The organism is Candidatus Hydrogenedentota bacterium (assembly GCA_012730045.1).
Taxonomy (GTDB): domain Bacteria; phylum Hydrogenedentota; class Hydrogenedentia; order Hydrogenedentales; family CAITNO01; genus JAAYBR01.
In genome coordinates, this window is the sequence record JAAYBR010000100.1 from 69056 (window position 1) to 89041 (window position 19986).

The 19986-nt window shown below is 70.2% G+C and carries 12 protein-coding genes; 3 read left to right on the forward strand and 9 right to left on the reverse strand.

Annotation, left to right across the window (positions count from 1 at the left end; translation table 11 throughout):
- Window positions 1-5: 5 nt before the first annotated feature.
- The gene (locus tag GXY15_10590) at window positions 6-1343 is read right to left on the reverse strand and encodes an anaerobic sulfatase maturase (protein ID NLV41660.1); all 1338 of its coding nucleotides are present in this window, start codon (window positions 1341-1343) and stop codon (window positions 6-8) included.
- A 230-nt stretch (window positions 1344-1573) separates the two neighbouring features.
- Between GXY15_10590 and GXY15_10595 the strand changes: the two genes are divergently transcribed.
- Complete coding sequence (locus GXY15_10595; protein ID NLV41661.1) at window positions 1574-3868, forward strand: hypothetical protein; 2295 nt, start codon at window positions 1574-1576, stop codon at window positions 3866-3868.
- A 124-nt stretch (window positions 3869-3992) separates the two neighbouring features.
- On the opposite strand, the gene GXY15_10600 is transcribed toward GXY15_10595, so the two are convergent.
- From GXY15_10600 to GXY15_10610, 3 genes are all read right to left on the reverse strand, one after another.
- On the reverse strand, window positions 3993-4772 hold the full coding sequence (locus tag GXY15_10600; GenBank protein ID NLV41662.1) for a sugar phosphate isomerase/epimerase: 780 nt from the start codon (window positions 4770-4772) through the stop codon (window positions 3993-3995).
- 67 nt (window positions 4773-4839) lie between these two features.
- A complete protein-coding gene (locus GXY15_10605) occupies window positions 4840-5958 on the reverse strand; it encodes a Gfo/Idh/MocA family oxidoreductase (GenBank protein NLV41663.1) in 1119 nt (372 codons plus the stop codon).
- 63 nt (window positions 5959-6021) lie between these two features.
- A complete protein-coding gene (locus tag GXY15_10610; protein NLV41664.1) occupies window positions 6022-6657 on the reverse strand; it encodes a PilZ domain-containing protein in 636 nt (211 codons plus the stop codon).
- Window positions 6658-6992: 335 nt separating this feature from the next.
- Here GXY15_10610 and GXY15_10615 point away from each other — a divergent pair, with 335 nt between their 5' ends.
- Complete coding sequence (locus GXY15_10615) at window positions 6993-8783, forward strand: hypothetical protein (protein ID NLV41665.1); 1791 nt, start codon at window positions 6993-6995, stop codon at window positions 8781-8783.
- A gap of 56 nt (window positions 8784-8839) precedes the next feature.
- A complete protein-coding gene (locus GXY15_10620; GenBank protein NLV41666.1) occupies window positions 8840-9445 on the forward strand; it encodes an ATP-dependent Clp protease proteolytic subunit in 606 nt (201 codons plus the stop codon).
- Here the strand turns inward: GXY15_10620 and glnE are convergent.
- The 5 genes from glnE to GXY15_10645 all read right to left on the reverse strand — a co-directional run bounded on the left by glnE (window position 9439) and on the right by GXY15_10645 (window position 19956).
- A complete protein-coding gene (glnE, locus tag GXY15_10625; GenBank protein NLV41667.1) occupies window positions 9439-12450 on the reverse strand; it encodes a bifunctional [glutamate--ammonia ligase]-adenylyl-L-tyrosine phosphorylase/[glutamate--ammonia-ligase] adenylyltransferase in 3012 nt (1003 codons plus the stop codon). The two genes, GXY15_10620 and glnE, sit on opposite strands and share 7 nt — an antisense overlap.
- Window positions 12447-14330 carry an asparagine synthase (glutamine-hydrolyzing) gene (gene asnB / locus GXY15_10630; GenBank protein NLV41668.1) on the reverse strand — a complete coding sequence of 628 codons (1884 nt, stop codon included), beginning with the start codon at window positions 14328-14330 and terminating at the stop codon, window positions 12447-12449. The genes glnE and asnB overlap by 4 nt, the downstream gene beginning before the upstream one ends.
- Window position 14331: 1 nt before the next feature.
- On the reverse strand, window positions 14332-15501 hold the full coding sequence (locus GXY15_10635; protein NLV41669.1) for a glycosyltransferase family 4 protein: 1170 nt from the start codon (window positions 15499-15501) through the stop codon (window positions 14332-14334).
- A 151-nt stretch (window positions 15502-15652) separates the two neighbouring features.
- Complete coding sequence (locus tag GXY15_10640) at window positions 15653-18997, reverse strand: UTP--glucose-1-phosphate uridylyltransferase (GenBank protein NLV41670.1); 3345 nt, start codon at window positions 18995-18997, stop codon at window positions 15653-15655.
- Window positions 18994-19956 carry a nucleotidyl transferase gene (locus GXY15_10645; protein NLV41671.1) on the reverse strand — a complete coding sequence of 321 codons (963 nt, stop codon included), beginning with the start codon at window positions 19954-19956 and terminating at the stop codon, window positions 18994-18996. The genes GXY15_10640 and GXY15_10645 overlap by 4 nt, the downstream gene beginning before the upstream one ends.
- Between the last annotated feature and the right edge of the window lie 30 nt (window positions 19957-19986).

The window sequence follows — 19986 nt, forward strand, 5'->3', positions numbered from 1 at the left end:
GGGGCTCATTGGCGCCCGCCGCAGCATTTCTTGTACTTCCGCCCGCTCCCGCAGGGGCACGGATCATTCGGGCCGCCCGCCGGGGGCGCCTCCCGCTCCTGGCGGCGCACCCATTCCATGACATTCGCCGGGGGGCACTGCGCGCGCAGCTCCGACGCCATGAACCGCATGGTCGGCGCGGCATGGGTGAAGAAGCGCCGGTACCCCGCGCACAGGTAGTTTAACCCCGGCTCGCCGGTGGGCGCCGTCGTGAAGCGGTGCTTGGGGCATTCGCCCCGGCACACGAAATGGACCGGACATGCGCGGCAGTAGCCGGGCAGGGTGTCCGCCTTGTCGCGGCCGAATCGGGTCTGGGCCTCCGAGGCTGCCAGTTCGCGGACGTTCGTCTCCAGGATGTTTCCCAGCCGGTACTCCGGGTAGACGTAGTGGTCGCAGGCGTAGAGGTCGCCGTTGCGCTCAAGGGCCATGGCGAAGCCGCAGTGCTCGCGGAACAGGCACAGGCTCGGTTGCATGCCCATCCACGCCTCCAGCGTCACCTCGAAGAGCTGCACATAGACCCGTCCCACGTCCTCGCGCACCCATTCATCGTAGATCGTCGTCAGGAACTGGCCGTACTCCTCCGGCGTGGGGCACCACGGCGCGACCTGCCCGGTGGAAGCAGCCCCCGGCCGCGACAGGGTCAGGCCGTCGGGGTCGGGCGCGTCGGGAATGCGCTCCACAATGGGGATGAACTGCATGTGCCCGCTGCCGTGGCGGCGCAGGAAGCGGTACACCTCCAGGGGCCGCGCCGCGCTTTCGTGGTGGACGCAGGTCAGGGTGTTGAACTCGACTTTGTGCCGCTTGAGGCACTCCAGCGCCCGCATGACCCGGTCGTGGGTGCCCTTGCCCCGGGCGTCCAGCCGGTAGGCGTCATGCACCTCCTTCGGCCCGTCCAGCGACAGCCCCACAAGAAAGTCATGCTTTTTGAAGAAGGCGGCCCAGGCGTCGTCCACCAGGATGCCGTTCGTCTGGAAGGTGTTGTGGAGGGTGCGGCCGCCGGCGTGCTCCCGCTGGAGCGCCACAGCCCGCCGGAAGAAGTCCAGCCCCGCCGCCGTCGGCTCGCCGCCCTGCCAGGCAAAGGTGACCTCCGGCGTGTCATGGGCCGCGATGTAGTCGCGGACATAGGCCTCCAGGACGGCGTCGGACATGACCGGCGCGCCCTTGCCGGGGTACAGCCCCTCCTTCTCCAGGTAGAAGCAGTACGCGCACCGGAGGTTGCACAGCGCCCCGGTGGGTTTCGCCATGACATGAAAGGCGAACGGCGTCTGTCGGTTGGAGGGGAAATCCGGCACGTCTTGCTCCATCTTGGGATTGCGCTGCCATTGTACCGCGCCCGGCGGCGGCAACGGAAACGCCGGGAACCCCTCTTCCGGGCGTTTTCGGCCGCCTTTTCGCTCCCCGGCCAGAAATCTGTTGACAAAAATGAAGGAAAGCGTTATCTTATAAGAGGTTGTCACACTGGAGAACGAATGCTCGGCGTTCGCCGCAGGAGACTCTGGAAAACGAGAATGTCCGTCATGCAGAGGGTGGATCAATGAACACAGCGGAAGTGAAAGAAGCCATCGGCAAACTGGGAACGATGGTTCAGGCGACAACGGCCGGTCCGGACGGGCAGGGACCGTCCGGGGCGCTGGACATTTTGCGGGGGGCGGTGGACGCCCTGGCGCGGGAATGTGAAATGCGGCGCGCGGCCCGGGCCACCGCCGCCGAGGAGATGGCTGCGCTGGTCGTTTCCCTGAGGGACTATCTGGAGACCGCCGACACGGGGGTTTCCGAGGCGGCCGAGGCGAAGGCGGCGGCGCTGGCATCCGAGGTGGAGACCCTGAAGGCCGCCCTGGAGGAGGCCGAGTCCCGCGCCAAACAGGCCGAGCGGCAGGGGCAGGAGGGGGCGCAGGCGCTGGCCCAGCTCCGCACACTGGAGGAGCACCTCCAGAAGCGGGGGGAGACCATTAACGAGGCGCGCCGGCGCATTCTGCGCCTGCAGGAAAAGCTTGAGGCGCTGGTGGCGGAGAGCGCGGCGGACAAGGAGAAGCTGAAGGAGCAGGAGGCCACCCTGGTCCGGCGCAACGCGGCGCTCAAGGCGGCGGAGGACCGTTTCAGCGACCTGCGCCGGCGCATGGACGCGGCGGGCGGCAGTGCGGCCCCGGGAATGCAGGCCCAGGTCAAGGTTCTGGAGAACCAGGTGGAGGAGGCGCAGAAGGCGGCGGCGGCGCTGGAGGAGCGCCATGGGAAACTCCAGCAGGAGTTGAACCAGCGGGTGGCCGCCGAGGCGGCGGCGCGCCAGCGCATTGAGGAAATGAAGCACCAGGTGGACGATGCGGAGCACGAGCGCGGCGAGATGGCGAAGCGCATGGGCCGTCTGGAGGACGAACTCCGCAAAGCGTCGGACGCGCGGGATGAGGCGTCCGCCCAGGCGAAGAAGGCGGCCGAGGCCCTGCAGCGCGCCGAGGCGGCGGCGGAGGCGGCGAAGAAGGACCTGGCGGCGGCGCGCGGCCAGAACGGGGCGCTGGCTGCCGAAAAGGCCGCGCTGGAGGCAAGGGTGGCGGAACTGGCCCCCAAGGCCGCCGAACTCGAGAAGGAGCGCGCGGCGGCGGCGGAAAAACTGGCCGCCCTCGGCAGGGAGAAGGACGAGGCGCTGGCTTCGGCCGAGGCTTCCGGCAGGCGTGCCGGTGAACTGGAGAAGGCCCTTTCCGAGATCGAGGCCCGTGTGGCCGCGGCGCAGGGGGAGGCCGGGTCCGCCCGGGAGGAGGCCGCGCGGCTTTCCTCCGAGATCGGCGCGCTCCAGCAGCGTGCGGAGACTGCGGAGAAGGAGGCCGCCGCGGCCTGCGGCACCCTGGAAGCCGCCCAGACAGAGGCTGAGGCCGCCCGTGCCCGCGCCGATGCCGCCCATGAGCGGGTCGCCGCGCTGGAGGCCGAGCTTTCGGAGCGGGACGGCGCGCTGGAGGCCGCGGAAAAGCGGGCCGACGAGGCGTCGGAGCGGGCGGTGGCGGCGGAGGGGGCCGTGTCGGACGCCCAGGGGCGTCTTGGGGCGCTGGAGGCGGTGGCCGAGACCCTGCGCGCCGACATTGCCGCGTTCCAGGAGAAGGCCGCCGAGGCCGACCAGTTCCGCGCCGAGGCGGACGCGGCGCGGGAGCGCGCGATGAGCCTCCAGGAGCAGCTGGACAAGGAACAGGCCAAGGGGCTCAAGTCCGCGCTCGCCCTGCAGCTCGCCGAGGCCATCCGCGAGAGTGAGGCCGCCCAGGAAGAACTGAGCAGCCTGCGCCGCGAGGTGGAGCGCCTGCGCAAGAGTGAGGCCGCGCCGGTCCCGGCAGCTCCGGCAGCCCACGCAGCCCCCGCCGAGGAGGCCGACGAGGAGACCGCGCTCCGGAAGGCCTATGAGGCCATGCCCGCGGACAAGCGGAACAATCTGGGAGAACTGCTCGTCGCGGCGCGCGTCATCACCAAGAAGCAACTGGCGGACGTCAACAGCGCCGTGAAGAAGTCCCCGGACCTGGGCATGGTCGCGGTCATCTGTGAGAAGGGGCTCACGGACGAGGACACGGTGGTCCGGGCGCTTTCCCTTCAGTCCGGCGCGCCGGTTGCGGAGGTTGGCGAGGACGGGCTGGACGCCGAGGCGGCGACCCTGATCTCCGACAAGATCGCGCGCAAGCACCGGGTGATCCCCCTCCGCGAGGAGGAGGGAGCCCTGATTCTGGCCATGTCCAACCCCATGGACCTGCTGGCGCTGGAGGACGTGGGCCGGGCGGCCGGCAAGCCCGTGAAGCCCATGGTCGCGCGGCACTCCGCCGTCATGAACGCCATCAACCGGTACTACTGGGAGCCGGAGTGAGCCGTCCCACGATGAGGCCGTGGAACCCGCCGGGGAGGGGTTAGGGTCTGGGGTTTAGGGTTGGGGGCGGAGTTTTTTCCCATACCTCCCATACTTTCCATTTGCCTGTCTGCTGTTGCGTCCGCTACGCGTGCTGTTTCCAGGCGCGCTTGATCCGCTCCACGAGCTTCTCCTGGTCCCATCCCCAGTACTGGTCGGAGAAGACCTCCACCTCGACAAAGCCGCGGAAGCCCGCCTGCTCCACCCACCCGCGTATCTCGCGGATGTTGATGCAGCCGTCGCCGGGCATGCCGCGGTCGTTAAGCAGGTCGCGGGTGGGGGTGCGCCAGTCGCAGACGTGGAAGGCGAAGATGCTTTTGCCCGCCCGGGAGATTTCCGAGCGCAGGAAGGGGTCCCACCAGCAGTGGTAAACGTCCACCGCCACGCCCACCATGGGGCTGTTCAGGGCGAAGACGATGTTGTTCGCCTGCTCCAGCGTGTTGATGGCGGACCGGGAGTCGGCGTACATGGGATGGAGGGGCTCGATGGCCAGGCGCACCCCGGCGGCTTTGGCGTCGGGCTCAATCGCGTGGATGGCGTCGAAAATCTGCTGGCGGGCGCGGGGGAGGTCCACCTCGGGGGCCGCGCCGCACACCAGCACGAGCACCGGCGCGCCCAGTTCGGCGGCCTCCTCAATGGCGCGGCGGTTCTCGCCCTTGGCCTGTTCGCGCGCCTGGGCGCCCGAGGCCACGAAGAACCCGCCCCGGCACAGGCTGACCACGTTCATTTCGGCGTCGCGCAGGAGTTTTGCCGCCTTCTTCGCGCCCAGGGGGGCGAGATGCTCCCGCCAGACGGTGATGCCGGGGATGCCGGCGCGGGTGTACCCGTCCACCGCCTGCTCCAGGGTCCAGGGCTTGGTGGTCATGGTGTGCACACAGAGGCGCGAGAAATCGTTGAACGGTTCGGTCATAATTCCTCTCTTCCCGGCGGGGCTACAGGGCGGGCACGTCCACCCAGGCCCGGCGCCGCCAGCTTTCATATCCCAGTTCGGCGAACTGCACGCCCTTGGCCCCTTCCAGGAGGTTCCAGGGGAAGGGTTCATCGGTGTGCAGATGGCGCAGGAAAAGCTCCCACTGCGCCTTGAACGCGTTGTCACAGGGTTCCGTCTCGGGAACGGTCTCCCATCCGTCGAAGAAGTTGATCGGGCTCGGGATGTCGGGGTTCCAGACGGGCCGCGGGGTGTCGGCGCCCTTCTGGACCCGGCATTCGCGCAGTCCCGCCACTGCCGACCCCTTGTCGCCGTCCACCTGCACGGTGAGCAGGTCGTCGCGCCGGACCCGCGTGGTCCAGGAGGAGTTGAACTGGCAGACGATCCCGGGTTTCGTGACGGCGGTCATGTAGGCGGCGTCCTCGGCGTCGGCTTCATAGGGATGGCCGGCCTCGTCCAGGCGGCGCGGGACGTGGGTGGCCCCGAGACAGCAGACCGAGGCCACGGGGCCGAAGAGGTTGTCAATCAGGTAGCGCCAGTGGCAGAGCATGTCGGAGATGATGCCGCCGCCCTCGGCCTTTTTGTAGTTCCACGAGGGGCGCTGGGGCTGGCCGTCCCCGCCGGTGAAGACCCAGTAGCCGAAGTCGGCCTTGACACTGTGCACCTTTCCCAGCGCGCCAGAAGCCATGACCCGGCGGAGTTTGACCAGGCCGGGGAGCCACAGCTTGTCCTGGACCACGCCGTGGCGCACGCCCCCGGCCTCGGCGGCGTGAAACAGCGCCAAGGCCCCGGTGGCGGTGTCCGCGGAGGGTTTCTCGCAATAAATGTGCTTTCCCGCGGCGATGGCGGCGGACACCGCCTCCACACGGCGAAGGGTGGTTTGCGCGTCGAAATAGACAGGGTAGTCCGGGTCGGACAGGCAGGCGTCGAGATCGGTGGACCACGGCAGCCCGCCGTGTTTCTCCGCCAGCGCGCGCAGTTTTTCCTCGTTCCTTCCCACCAGAAGGGGGGCCGGCAGAATCCTGCGCCCGTCGGGCAGTTCCACCCCCCCGGCGGCGCGGATGGCCATGAGGGAGCGTTCGAGATGCTGGTTCATCCCCATGCGCCCGGTGACGCCGTTCATGATCACGCCCGTGCGGACAGTCTCAGACATTGCAGCCTCCTTTGCGGGATGGGTTCGCAGCCCTCAGGCCCCGCCGTTTTCCCGTTCTCGCTTGCGGTTCATGTGCGCCTCGCGCAGGATCCGCCACAGGTGCATCGTCAGAGCGCGGCGGGACTCCCCGGGCACATGGGTGAACTCCAGCCCCGCGCGGAACGAGGGGCCCTGGGCGGACTGGAGGGCCTCCAGCCGGCAGACGCGGGCGTTCACCAGAACGGGACGGCCCTCTTTCAAGTCAATCTTGAGGTCAACCGTGTCGTTGACCGACAGGCGCGCCTGGGTCTGAACCAGGGCGCCCTCCATGCTCAGGTTGTGGACGACCCCGTCAATGAAATGGGGGGAGCCGTTCCGCCGGATCGCGGCGTTCAGGCCCACCGCCACACGCCATCCCCGCCGGTTGAAGTTTCCCCCCGCCCGCGGGTTTCGCCGGAGAACCACCTCGCGGCCCGTGTCCTCCGGAGTGCGCAGCACCTGCATGAAATACAGCAGCGAGCAGCCCGGCGTGGTGCACGCCACCTCGCACACGGTTCCGCGCTCCAGGGCGACGCTGCTGGCCAGATTGACGGAAATCCAATCCGACTGGTAACTGGACACACGCGAGGTGATTTTGCGGCTGCCCAGCCGGAGAATAATGCGCTGTCCCACCCGAAAAATGGATATCACCTGAGGAGTCTTCCCTGCTTGCCGGATGAAAGATGAAAGATATGATTCCCAAATGATAGTACCGCGTGCGGGGCCGGGATGCAAACCGCCGGAGCGCTTCCGGTATAGTAGTCCCCGTGGACGCGGCGTTTCCCCGGCGGAGCGGGCGTCCCGGTGGACGGGCAACCCGGGGACGGAGGCATGGATCCGGTTTCGAGAAGACGCCTTGAGCGCAGGACCGCGATGGCGGTGTTCTGCGCTCTTGCCCTGCTTTCCCTGCTGCTGAATTTGGCGCCCTGGATTGTGCCGGGCGGCGCGGTGGGCGTGCCATGAGGGAAAGCGCGGGGAGGTTGGTCTTGAGACGGGACGGGTTTCGTCTCATGGTGGCGGCCGGGGCCGCGCTCTCCTGGCCGCTGGGGGAGTTTGAGCGGCTGGCGGGACCGGTGCATCTGTCCCATCTGTGGGTCTTTCTGGCCTTCGCCGTGGTGGTGCATGAACAAGTGCGGACACGGCGGATCACGCTGCCGTTTGACCTGGCCGCCTCGGCGGTGGGAGCGCTGGTGGTTGCCCTGTTGCTTGGCACAGGCAGCGTGTGCGGCGGTATTGCGCTGTTTGCGGCGTTTTACGCCGCCGCGTCCTTGGGGCTGTCCTCCGGGCAATCCCGGACCGTGTTGGGGGTTGCGGCGTGGTGTGCCCTGGCGGTCGCGGTTGCCTCCCTGGGGGCACTTTTTCTTCCCGTATTGCCCACAGCCACCTCCCTCGGCGGCGGAGCACGCATGCTGGGACCGGTTTCTCTGTCCGCAGGAGGGCTGGTCCTTTTCGTTGGGCTGGTCATCTTTCTGATTCGACTCCCCGGCGGCGGGGTCTTTAATGGGGTCGTTTCCTGTGCTGCCGCAGCGTTGTTTGTGGTGGTTGGCGCTGTTATTGCGCGGTTATTGTTTTCTGAGGCGGCGCTGTGGCTGCCGCCTTCGGGGTATTTCATGCCCCGGGCCTTGCCGGTGACGGCGGCGGTGTTGTGGGTGGTCTCGCTGTGTGTGGGAAAACTCGTTACCTCGGCACGTCTGGGGGACGACCGCACGCCGGCCCTGCTGGCTGCGGGGGTGTTCCTGGTCGCCGTCGCGGTGCTTGTCCTTCGCGCACCGGTGCCGCCGGGCGCGGCCTTTCTGGGGGGGCTGGCGGTCTCGGCCGGGTATCCCCAGACCGCCGCAACGCGGGCGGACCGGCGTTTTCTGCTGTTTCCGGCGGTTCTGGCAGTGCTGCTGGCGCTGGCGCATGTTTTCTGGCTGGAGCATTTTCCCGGGGACATGCGGCACTACGCGGCGCGCGCCCGCGCATCCATTGAGGCGGGCCATCCCGGGGAGGCGGACCAGGCACTCCTTCTTGTCCTGAGCCGGAAACCCCGGGAGGCGTGCGCCGTGTTCTGGCGGGGGAATGCGGCCCTGGCGGCGGGGCGTCCCGGCGAAGCGGTGGATTTTTGGCAGCAGGCGGCGGCGATGGCGGGGGAACCGGGGGCGCTTCCGGCCCCGACGGCCGCCGAGTGGGAGGAGGCGCAGGCCCGGCTGCGGGACCATGTGGGCACGCTGCCCGAGGCGTCGCGGGGGTGGACGCTGGAGCGGTTTCTGCTGGTCCGGGGGGAGCGGGAGGCGGCGTTGGGCCTCCTGCGGGCGCGTGTGGAGGACGCGCCGGACCAAAGTGGACCGCCTGAACTGTATGCGCGGGTACTGGCATCATTGCTCGGGTTTCCCGGACTGGAGGACGACCTGTCGGAGTGGCGGACGGGGGAGCTCGTTCAGGCGCTTTCCCTGGGGCACCCGTTCGGGGCCGTGGTGACCGCCCCGGCGGGGTTCCCGGCGGCGTGGACTCCCCTGGTGGCGGCGGTGCGGACGACCCGGCGCGGCGCGGCAGTGCAGGTGTGGACGCAAAGCGCCGCCTTCGGGGGGGACCGGCGGGGTGGATGCGGGGCCGACACGGACGCGGCGCTGTGGATGAGCCCGAAGGCGGACGAGGAAGGGGGCTGGTATCTGTCCGCGCCGCCGGTGGGCCGCGTGCTGCTGGAGGGGGAGGGCCGCGTCTTTTTCGAGGATTACAACGCGGGCTGGGGCTGCGACGAGCATGACAGCTGGCAGGTCATCTGCGTCGTGCCTTGACCCTTCCCGGGCGCGGATGGCAGAATAGGCGGACAACCTGAACGGAGAACACCCTGATGACGCCCCATACCCCCTTCCGCCACGACGGCGAATGCTGCGGAGACGCCGAGAAACCCCGGGACAACGGCATCGCCGCCCGGCTGCTGCAATCCCGCATCGTCATGGTGGCGGGGGAGATTGAGCCGGAGACGGCGGAAGGCATTCTCGCGCAGCTGCTGCTGCTGGACACCCTCTCCAACGACCCGATCAAGGTGGTGGTGTCCTCGCCGGGCGGGCATGTGGACTCCGGGTACGCCATCCACGACATGATGCGCTTTGTGAAGTCCCCCGTGCTGGCGCTCGGGGCGGGCTGGGTGGCGAGCATCGCCGTGCCGATCCTGCTGGGCGCGGACAAGGGCAAGCGGTTCAGCCTGCCCAACACGCGCTTCCTGCTTCACCAGCCGAGCGGCGGCGCGGGCGGCCAGGCGGCGGACATCCGGATCGAGGCGCAGGAAATCCTGAAGATCCGCCAGAAGATCAACACGCTGATCGCCGCGGAGACCGGACAGCAGGAGGAGAAGGTCGCCAAGGACAGCGACCGGAACTTCTGGATGAGCGCCGAGGAAGCCCTGGAATACGGGCTGATTTCGGGCATCGTCTCCACCATGGCCGATTTTCAGTGATCCCCGCGCGCGCGGCGCGTTTCGGCGTCGTGCACGGCCCGGTACAGCGCGGCGACCCGCTTCCGGTGCTCTGAAACCGGATCGAGCAGTTCCCCCGCCAGCCCCAGCCGCCGCGCGAGGTTGCCCCGCGCCGCCCCGTCCTCGGGCAGGGCGCTGGCCGCGTCCCCCCGCATCATGCGCACCCGGTTCATGACGCGGCGCAGGAAGTTGTAGGCGTCCGCCAGGGCGTCGCAGGTCTCCGCCTCCTCCAACCCCTTCTCTTTCATCACGCCCAGCGCCCGGAACACGCCCCAGCACCGGACCTCCGGGCAGGCCGCCGCGTGCCGGAGCTGAAGCAGGCGCGTGGTGAACTCCACATCGGACAGGCCGCCCTCATGGCGCTTGAGGTCCAGCGGGGATGCCGCGGCGGCCGCCTTGGCCCGCAGGCTGTCCATCTGTTCCAGTGCGTCGAGCGCGGGCCTTCGCGAGAAAGCGGCGTTCCGGGCTGCATCCTCCAGGCCTTCGCGGAGAGCGGGGTCCCCGGCGACGGCGCGGGCCTTCATGAGGGCGAAGCGCTCCCAGGGGTGGGCCTCCTCGGCGTAATACTGGATGAAGCGGCTGAGGGGGATGGCAATGTTGCCCTTGCCGCCGTCCGGGCGGAGCCGCGCGTCCACGTCATAGAGCACGCCGTGGCGGGTGGGCTCCTTGAGGCGTTTCACCGTGAGCGAGGCGACCTGGGCGAAATACTCCGTTTCCGACATGGAACCCGGCGCGGGGGCGGTCTCCGGGTCGCCATACACGAAGACCAGGTCCAGGTCGCTGCCGTAGCTCATCTCGCGCCCGCCGAACTTGCCCAGGGCGAGGACGGCGAAGGGCGCGGGCGCGGGGCCGCACCGCTCCCCGGTCCTGGTCTCCGCCCCGGAGAGGGCATGGCCGAGGATGACCTCGGCCAGCAGGGTCAGCTCGTCGCCCACCTCCGCCACGGAGACGTCCAACACCAGCTCCCGCAGGGCGGTCTTGAGCATTTCCGCATCGCGCAGCCGGCAGGGCGCCGCCTCGGGGACGGCGGCGGCGAGGAGGGCGCCGAAATCCTCCTCCAGCGATGCGCGGGTGGAGGGCGCGGCGATGGTGCGGGGGCTTCCGACGATCTCCAGGAGTCCGACATCGCGCACGAGGAGGGTGGAGAGGTATTCGCTGTTTGCGGTGAGCACGGCGAGGTAGCGGCAGAGGTCGGGATTGTAGTGGAGCAGCTCATAGAGGGTGCGCGGGGAGCGCATGCGCTCCACGATCTGGGCCAGGCGCATGAGGCCCCGTCCGGGGTCCGGGGTGTGCGCGAAAGCCTCCAGCAGGGCGGGGGCCGCCGCGGCGAAGGCCGCGGCCACGTCCCGGGTGTGGGGCGCGTCCTTCGGGCCGTTTGCCAGCGTCAGCAGTTCCCGTCGCACCTGCTCCGGCTCCGAAAAGCCCATTTCCCGGAGCCGGTCGAGACCGGCGGCGGAATCCGCCCCCCGGTCCAGCAGCTCGGTGATCCAGAGGGTGCCGTCGCCCTTGACGGTGAGGAACTTCTGGAGGACGCGCCGGCTGTCCTCCGTGTGTTCGCGGTAGACCCGCATGAACGCGGCACCGTCCGTGTAGCCGAGCTTGCGGGCGAATTCGTCGAGGTCGTCCGCGCGTTCGGGCAGGGCGTGCACCTGCTGCCCGGCCTCGATCTGGAGGCGGTGCTCCACCCCGCGCAGGAAGGTGTAGTTCCGCGCCATGGCGGCCGCCTCGAGGGGGCTGAAACTCTGGCGCTCGCCGAGGAGGCGGATGGCCTCCAGGGTGTTCCGTGTGCGCAGTTCGGGGAAGCGGCCGCCGTTGAGGAGCTGGAGCATCTGCACGGTGAACTCGATGTCGCGGATGCCGCCGCGGCCCAGTTTCACCTCGCGCTCCGTCTCGCCGCGCCCCGCGGTGCGGGCTTCGGCCTGCTCCTTGACCCGGCGGATGTCCTCGAGCGTGGCGTCGTCGAAATAGCGGGGAAACACGAAGGGGCGCAGTTTGCCCAGCAGGGCCTCGCCCAGCCCCACATCGCCCGCGCAGGGGCGGGCCTTGATGAGGGCCTGCCGTTCCCAGGCGCGCCCGTAGTGCATGTAGTATTCCAGGGCGGGGTCGAAGGGGATGGCCAGGGGGCCGCTCGCGCCGAAGGGGCGCAGGCGCGCGTCCACGCGGAAGACGAAGCCGTCGGCGGTCGTCTCGGAAAGCGCCCTGATGATCAGCTCCGCCAACTTTTTATAATACTCCTCGTTGGTGACGGTGCCCGACGCGCCGCCGGAGGTCACCCCCGGGTCGCTGTAGAGGAAGACAAGGTCTATGTCGGAGCTGAAATTCAGCTCGCGCCCGCCGAGCTTGCCCATGCCCAGCACGGTGAACTCCGCGCGCCGGTCCGTGGGCCCCTCCGCCGTGGTGCGCAGGGGCGCGCCGTGGCGCGGCGCGAGCTGCTCCGAGGCCATGCGAAGCGCCGCCTCCAGCGCGGCGTCGGCGAGGTTCGAGATGTCCTCGCCGATGCTGGAGAAGTGGGGATGGATGAAGACCTCGCGGGCGGCGATGCGGAGCACCTCGCGGCGGGCGGCGCGGCGCAGGGCGGTCATGCGGCGCTCGAAGCTGTCGCAGGGGCCGACGGCGGCCCAGAGGTCCGCAAGAATGGCGTCCGCCGGGCGGGCATTGTCCAGCTCCGCCTCCTGCCAGAGCCACCCGGCATATTCGGGGTTGCGGCAGAGGATGTCCGTGAGCAGGCGGCTTTGGGAAAACAGCGTGACGAGCAGGGCCGCGTAGCGCGGGCTGGAGGCAAGCAGCTCCGCCTGGGTGCGCGGACTGAGGGAGCGCTCCAGAAAGCGGCACAGGCCCAGCGCCGCCTTGAGCGGGTTCGACGCATCGGCCAGCGCGCGGCGGACCGTGTCCAGGGACAGGTTGCCAAAGACCCCGGCAAGGGTGTCCAGCAGCTGCGCGCCCTGCCCCGGGTCGGAAAAGGGGATGGGGGGGGCGGACATGCTCATGCGCCTTTGCTTTCAGCGTGGCGCCAGTGCTGGCAGACCAGCAGCGCCCAGAGGGCGAGGGTGTGGTCGCGTCGGCCGGCGGCGTGGTCGTCGAGCATGCGGCGGACGGCGGCGGGGTTGAAGAGCCCGTCCCGCGCGAGGGCGGCGTCGGAGAAGAGGCGGTCCCGCTCGGTTTGCAGGCGTCCCGTGAGCCATGCGCCGCGCGGGGGCTCGAAGCCGCGCTTGGGGCGGCGCAGCACCGCCGGGGGCAGCTCGGGGGCCAGGGCGCGGCGCAGCAGCACCTTGGTCTCGCGGCCCAGCACCTTCAGTTCCGGCGGCGCGGCGGTCATGAACGCGAGGAGGGAGCGGTCGGCGAAGGGCACGCGCATCTCCAGTCCGTGGGCCATGCTCATGCGGTCGCCGCAGGTCAGCACGTTGTGCGGCAGGAAGAGATGGGCGTCCACATACATGGCCTGCGACAGCGGGTTATCGCGGCCCGACTCGCGGGCGAGGCCGCGCACGGTGTCCCAGGCGTCGCGCCCCGCGAGGGTTCGCTTGAGGTCCTCGGTGTAGAGCGCTTCCTTCATCTCCGGGGTGAAGCGGCTGAGCCAGCGGGCGTAGGCGGCCAGGGGGTCGCGCGGGTCGGCGGAGAGGAACCCGCGCACGCGGCGGGGCCAGGGGCCGCGCGCGGCGTCCTCCGGAATCAGGGCGGCCAACGGCCGCGCGGCGCGCCAGAATCCCGCCGGAACGCCCGCAAGTTTCTGCGCGAGGACCATGCCCCGGTAGCGGGGGTAGCCGCCGAAGCACTCGTCTCCGCCGTCGCCGGAGAGGACCACGGTGACATGCCGCCGCACCAGCCCGCAGACGGCGTGGGTGAGCAGGGCCATGGGGTTGCCGTAGGGCTCGTCGAAATGGCGGAGCAGCGTGCCGAGGAAATCGCCCTCCGCCGGGCCGAGGCGCAACTCGTGGTGGTCGCTGCCGAGGAACGCGGCGGTCTCGCGGGCCTCGGCGGTCTCATCCGCCGGGAGGGACGGATCCTCGTAGCCCACGGTGAAGGTGGCCGGCCGGACGCCGCCTCCGCGCATGAGGGCGACCAGGGCCGCCGAGTCCACGCCGCCGCTGAGGAGCGCGCCCACGGGCACATCGGCGATGAGGTGGCGGTCCACCACTTCCCGCAGCCGCGCGCGCAGCGCCTCCTCCCATTCTCCGGGGGTCTTTGGGGGCGTGTCCGCCGTGTCCGCCAGCCGCCAGTAGCGCCGCATGGAGACCGCGCCGGTTTCCGCGGACCAGACGGCCAGATGGGCCGGCGGGAGCTGGCGGATGCCCCGGTAGAAGGTGCGCGGGGGCACGGTGTGCAGCCAGGTGAGGTAGTCGTCGAGGGATTCGGGGTCCATCTCCAGGTCCACGCCGGGACACAGGAAGAGGGACTTCATCTCGGAGGCGAAGAAGAGTGCGCCTCCAGTCTCGGCGTAGTAGAGCGGCTTGATGCCGACGGCGTCCCGCGCGAGAAACAGGCGGCGCGCCGTCCGGTCCCACAGGGCGAAGGCGAACATGCCCTCCAGCCGGTCCAGGGCCCCCTCGCCCCACTCGGACCAGGCCGCGAGGATGACCTCCGTGTCGCTGCGCGTGTCAAAGACCCGGCCCGCCGCCTCCAGTTCCCGGCGCAGCTCGTGGAAGTTGTAGATTTCGCCGTTGAACACGATGGTCAGCGCGCCGTCGCGGGTGGACATGGGCTGGCGGCCCGCGGCGAGGTCAATGATGCTGAGGCGCCGGTGGCCGAGGGACACGCCGTCGGCGATGTGGGCGCCCTGGTCGTCGGGGCCGCGGTGCGCGAGGGCGTCCGTCATGGCGCGCAGGAGCGCGGCGTCCTCCCGTCCGGCGATGCCCGCGATGCCGCACATGCTAGCGGCCCTCCAGTCGGCGGAAGGCGTCCAGCAGAACCTCTTCTTCCCGCGCCCAGTTGTACTTCTGCTCGACGATGCGGCGTCCGTTCCCGCCGAGGCGGGCCGCCTCCGCCTTGTCCGTGAGCAGGCGGTGGGCGGCGTCCGCGATGGCCGCCGGGTCCGTCACGTCCACGAGGAGGCCGCAGTCCGCCTCCTCCACGATGCGGCGGACCTCCACGGCGAAGGCCGGCGCGATGACGGGCTTTCCCTCGCGCATGTAGTCGAAGAGCTTGTGCGGCATGGCCAGCGTGTGGTTCACCGGCCCCGGCTGGAAGAGGACCAGCCCCGCCGCCGCCGCGGCGATGTGGGCGGGCACGGCCTCATAGGGCACCGTGGGGAGCAGGAGCAGGTTCTCCGCGAGCCCCGACTCCTCCACGGCCCGGCGGTAGGCGGCCTCGTCGCCGTAGACGTACTGCCCCAGCACGACGCACCGGACCTCCGGGATCCGCCGGACCAGCAGCTTCATCGCCTCCAGCAGCTTCCACGACCCGCGCACGTCGCCGAAGACCCCCTGGTGGATCAGGACGGGGCGGCCCGCGAAGCGCTCCGAGAGGGCCGCCGGGATGTCGGCGCACGGGGGCTGGAGATGGTTGGTGTTGATAATCGTGACCCGCGGGGTGGGGAGCCCCTTCCAGGGCGTCTCAAAACTCTCCCGCGTGAGGATAATGAGGTCCGTGTACCGCGCGAAGAGGCGCATGAAGCGGACCGTCAGCCGGGTCATGAACCCCTGCAGGGGCGCGGGGAAGAATTTGGCGAACTCCGTGGGGATGTGCTCGTGCATGTCCAGCACGACCCGGCCTCCGCGCAGGGCCTTCAGCGCCAGCGCGGCCACCCACGACTCCGGCTCCGGGGCGCACCAGGCGTCCGCGCCGAGGCGCATGCCCTCGCGGACCAGGCGGAACACCGCCAGGAATCGCCTTTTTTTCGAGGCTGCGGGGGGCACGAGAACAAAGCGGATCCCGTTAACGTCGGGTTCGCCGGGTTCCGGCAGGGGGGCATGGGTGCCCGGGGCGGGCACGGGCGCGACGGACCAGACCTCGTGGCCCGCGCGGGCGAGGCTGACGCCGATTTTCTGGTAGACCCGCTTGTCGTGGGGCTCGTGCAGCGTGTTTAGGACGACGATCTTCAAGGTGCGTGGTTCCGGGGGATCCGCCTGTCGCGGCACCATCATACCCGGCGCGCCCCCCGCAGACAAACCGGACGGGCCGAAGGGGGAGTCTCCACACAGGGGCAGAGGGGCAGGGCGGAGGGAAGGGAAGAGGGCGCGGCAAGCGGCGTCCCTACTCCAGTCCGGAAATCCGCGCGATATGGTCCTTGCTGCCGTCGTTGGCCCAGGCGTCGAGCTGGTCGGGGGCCTTGAGCTGCTGGCCGCGCATGCGGGGCACGGCGATGTAGCCGCAGCCCTTTCCGGCGGGCACGAGGGCGGTCATGTCGCTCCAGAGCTTCTCGCACTGGGCGACGGGGTACACGTCCTCCTGCCCGTGGCCCCAGCGGCGTTTGACCTCCTTGATGGTGACATAGGTGGGCATGAGGCGTGCCACATCGCGCACGGCGCCGGCGATGCGCTCCTCCGGGCCGTCCAGGTCGGCTCGCGTCAGGCCGAAGAGCGCCAGCAGCGGGTCAATCTGGATCCAGGTGGTCATGCTGTTGTAGAAGCTCAGGCGGAGTTCGTCCTCCTCGCGGGGCTGGGCGAGGCCCTCCAGCAGGCGGACCCTGCCGTTGACCCGGGCGAGGCCGCCGCCCCGGTCGTCCATGCGGCGCGGCACCACCTCGAAGCTGAGGGTGTTGCCGCTTTCGAGGTGGGCGCCGAGGGCCCCGGGGTCGAGGTCCGCGCCGAGGGTGTCAATGTTGTGCAGCATGATCGTCTCAAGCTGCGGACGCTCGCGGAGCAGTCCGGCGAGCACGCCGTTGCGCAGGAGGTTTGCCGCCTCGTACCAGTGGCCCGGCGGGTTGAAGCGCTGGACGGGCACGTTGTCCGTGTAGTCCGTGCCCTCGCCCTTTTCGCGGGCCCAGCCCATGAGCGTGCTCCGAACCGCGTCGCGCACCTTCTGCTTCTGCTCGTCGAGGGTCTCCTGCGGCATGGTCTCCCACAGGAAGACCAGGTCGCGGACCATGGGCACAAAGCGCTGGCCGATGGACCGGCCCGGGGAGAGCACGACGGGGCCGCCGTAGCCGTAGTGGCCGTTCAGCCTCAGGTGCTTTTCAATGGCCCCATGGGTGAGGTAGCTCGTGGAGACGATGTGCGGCGGCGGGGCGCCGAAGAGTTCCGCCGTCCGCCTTGTTTTGGCAACATGGATTTCCAGGAAGCTTCGGTGGCGGCTGCCGAGCTGCACAAAGGGGTTGACCGCCTTGATGACCCCCGCGCCGGTGGTCCACCGGCTGCCCACGCCCGCCGCGAGGCTCATCACGGCGACGCGCCCCTCCCGCAGGGCGGCCTCGCCGGTTTTCCGGCGTCCGGCGTCGCCCGTGAGGCGGAGGACGTCCCCCTCCTCCACATTCTCGATCCGCGTGTCCACGGGCAGGCGGTTGTGCGCCAGGCCGATGCGGCCGTGCTGGAGGTCGGCGCGCATCTGCCCGTGCTGGATCTCGTCGAAGCCGTTCTCCGCCTTGACGCGCGCGGCCTCGGCGTCCCATTCGGCGCGCTCGCTCCCCGCCGCCGCGCCGGAGACGTTGAACAGTCCGGCAACCATGCGGCGCAGGAGGCGCTGCGACTCGCCGGGGACGTCGCCCCGCGCGGTGAAGCGGTCCAGCTCCACGCGGCGCAGGCGGGAGGACTCCTCGGCGCTGCGCCGGATCAGCTCGGGGATCTGGAGTCCGTAGTAGCGCCCGGGAAGGAGGGCCGCGTCGCCCGTCAGAAGCCGCGCGGTCGTGCCGTCGCGGTTGATGTCGAAGGTGTAGACCACGGGGTCCATGGCGAAGGCGAGGGCGTCCTCCAGCTCGGCCTTGGTCTCGCGCATGATCCGCAGGATCCCGTCGCGGAAGGCGGCGCAGCGCTCCGGCGCGACGAACATGGCCATGCCGCCGCCGGACATGCCGCCGAGCATGAGGAAGCCCCAGAAGTCGTCCCCCAGCGCCTCGCCCGCGCGGCGGATGATCGTCTCCGTGAACCGGTTGGTCACCCAGGGGATGATCGTCTTGAGCGGGCCGTTCCAGTTCCGCGTGGTGCATTGCGCGAGCCCGCGGATGTCGCCGCCGCGCAGGGCCGCGCGGATGCCGTCGAAGATCTCCGCCGTGTCCCCGCGCGCGCGCCACTCCGCCTCGCCGCGCAGGAGGTATTTCTCCGTCACCATCTCCAGGATGGGGCCGACGTTCTGCGCCATGCCGCCGTGGATCAGGACCAGCGACGCCGCCATCCGCTCCGCAATCTCCGGGTGCAGGTCGCCCGCGCCGAGGATGCGGTGGCGCGGCAGGAGCCGCCCGCGGCTCACGCCGTATTCGGGGTCGCCCTCCACCGCCTCGGCCCCCTCGATCACCTTGAAGCCCGGCCAGGTGCCGCCGGAGTCCTGCCAGCCGCCGCCGGAGCCGCCCAGCCACTCGCCGAGGATGGCCCGCGACGCCACGAGGCGCCGCTCCTCCTCCGGCAGGCTGCCCTCCAGGCTTCCGGTCTGGCCCGTGGCCCGCATGAGCGCGCTGATGATGGACACCAGCATGTTCGTGGACACGGCCAGCCGCGAGCCCTTGGGGATGTCGTTGACCCGGGTGACCAGCTCGACGCCCATGCCCGGCCCCACCACCCGCTCCATCACCCGCGCCAGGGGCTGGTGCGTGCCCTCCAGTGACGGCGGCACGAGGCCCGACGCGATCACGCCCGCCTTCAGCAGGCTCAGGTAGTCGTTTCCGAAGTTGAACAGGTCGCGCAGCTCCGTGACGTCCTTCGTCGCCTCCAGGTCCACGCTGGTCAGCCGCAGCAGCGGCTCGGGGATCACGCGGACATACGCCGCGATGGGCGGGCGCACGGCGTCGTCGCGCCCGTGGACCCCGAGGTCCACGGAGATGTTCAGCACCCGCGCGCCCTCGGGATAGTCCATCCCCAGGAAGAAGATGTCCGACCACCCGCTGTGGCTCAGGTCCAGCCGCACCGGCGTCGTCTCCATGAGCACGGGGAAAAGTCCCCCGTCGCCGCGCCGCATCAGTTCCGGCCGGATGCGGACCGGGTGGTCGTCGGCGTGGCCCACGCGGAACATCCACTGGTTGCCCCGGCTGGCGCGGACGCTCCGCCGGACCTGGTCGCTCAGGGTCTGGAACGCGAGCTGGTGGTAGGCCTGCGCCAGCGCGCTGGACAGCGCCCCGTTCGGCCCGTCCCGGCGCATCGCCGCCGTGAAGGCGCTCACCGCCTCCTCAAAGCGCCGCGAGAGCAGGGCGTCGAAGCCCTCCGGCGGAATCGCGCCCAACGACGGGAAGGCCGGGGATTCCTGGAGGAAGAAGCGGTGCGCCGCGTGGAGGAAGAGCGCCGCGCGCACGCGCTCGTACAGGTTGTCCGACGCGCGGCGGAAGCGGTCCAGCTCGTCGCACGCCGCCAGCAGGGCCTCCGGGGACAGACCCGCGCACAGCGAGCGGAAAGACCGGTCGCGCAGGGCCGGATCCCGGCTCGTGATCGTCTCGATGAAGGGGTTCGTGCCGCTCATGCCGACGCCGGCCCCCCGGGCCGGTCCGTCTCGGCCAGCAGCTCGATGATCGCGCGGAGCACGCCGTCGCGGTCCGTGCCCGCCGCGCCCAGGGCGATCTGCGCCTGCATCAGCCCGAACTTCGCGCTGATGTCGTATCGGATGCCCGACACCTCCAGCGCCAGGCAGCGCTCGCGGTTGGCGAGCTCCTGGAGCGCCGGGGTCAATTGCAGCTCCGCGTCGCCGCGCGCCGCCAGCCCCTCGCCCAGAATGTCAAAGATGCGGTGCGGCAGCGCGTGCATCCCGAAGAAGCAGAGGTAGTGGGCCGTGCGCAGCCCCGGCGTCTGGAGCTGCAGCTCCGCCTGGCTCACCGACGGCTTCTCCAGGATCCGCTCGACCTGGTAGACCCCGTCCAGGTCCGGCATCCGCCGTCCGCTCACCGTGCCGTAGCGCCCCACATGCCGCTCGTGGGTGGACTGCACCGCCGACACCGCCGCGTCCTCCTGCTCCGCCAGCCGGATCACCTGCTCCGCGCAGCGCCGGTCCCGCAGCGCCGAGATGTAGAGATGGTCGTCCAGCAGCAGCAGGAACGACTCCCTGCCCACAAAATCCCGGGCGCACCACACCGCGTGGCCGTAGCCCAGCGGCTCCTCCTGCACGGCGAAGGACAGCCGGGGGATCAGGTCCTCCAGCCGCGCCGCCTGTTCGCAGGCCCAGCCCGCGCCCCCGCACGCGCCCCGCAGGTTCTCCCGCAGCAGCCGGAGCTGGCGCAGGTACTGCTCCTCGTCCCCCGGCGCGCAGACAATGCACACCTCCTCGATGCCGCTGCGGATCGCCTCCTCCGCGATGATCTGGACCAGCGGCTTCGCCAGCCCGTCGCGGTCCACCAGCGGAAGCATCGCCTTCTGCACCGTGTCCGCCACCGGATACAGCCGCGCCCCGCGCCCCGCCGCCGTGATCACTGCCTTGCGTATCTTCAAAGGCCGACCCTTTCATGATCCGGCCCGGAA

Coding starts and splice junctions, on each gene's coding strand:
- GXY15_10590 (NLV41660.1), bottom strand. CDS start 1,343: ATGGAGCAAGACGTGCCGGATTTCCCCTCCAACCGACAGACGCCGTTC.
- GXY15_10595 (NLV41661.1), top strand. CDS start 1,574: ATGAACACAGCGGAAGTGAAAGAAGCCATCGGCAAACTGGGAACGATG.
- GXY15_10600 (NLV41662.1), bottom strand. CDS start 4,772: ATGACCACCAAGCCCTGGACCCTGGAGCAGGCGGTGGACGGGTACACC.
- GXY15_10605 (NLV41663.1), bottom strand. CDS start 5,958: ATGAACGGCGTCACCGGGCGCATGGGGATGAACCAGCATCTCGAACGC.
- GXY15_10620 (NLV41666.1), top strand. CDS start 8,840: ATGACGCCCCATACCCCCTTCCGCCACGACGGCGAATGCTGCGGAGAC.
- glnE (NLV41667.1), bottom strand. CDS start 12,450: ATGAGCATGTCCGCCCCCCCCATCCCCTTTTCCGACCCGGGGCAGGGC.
- asnB (NLV41668.1), bottom strand. CDS start 14,330: ATGTGCGGCATCGCGGGCATCGCCGGACGGGAGGACGCCGCGCTCCTG.
- GXY15_10640 (NLV41670.1), bottom strand. CDS start 18,997: ATGAGCGGCACGAACCCCTTCATCGAGACGATCACGAGCCGGGATCCG.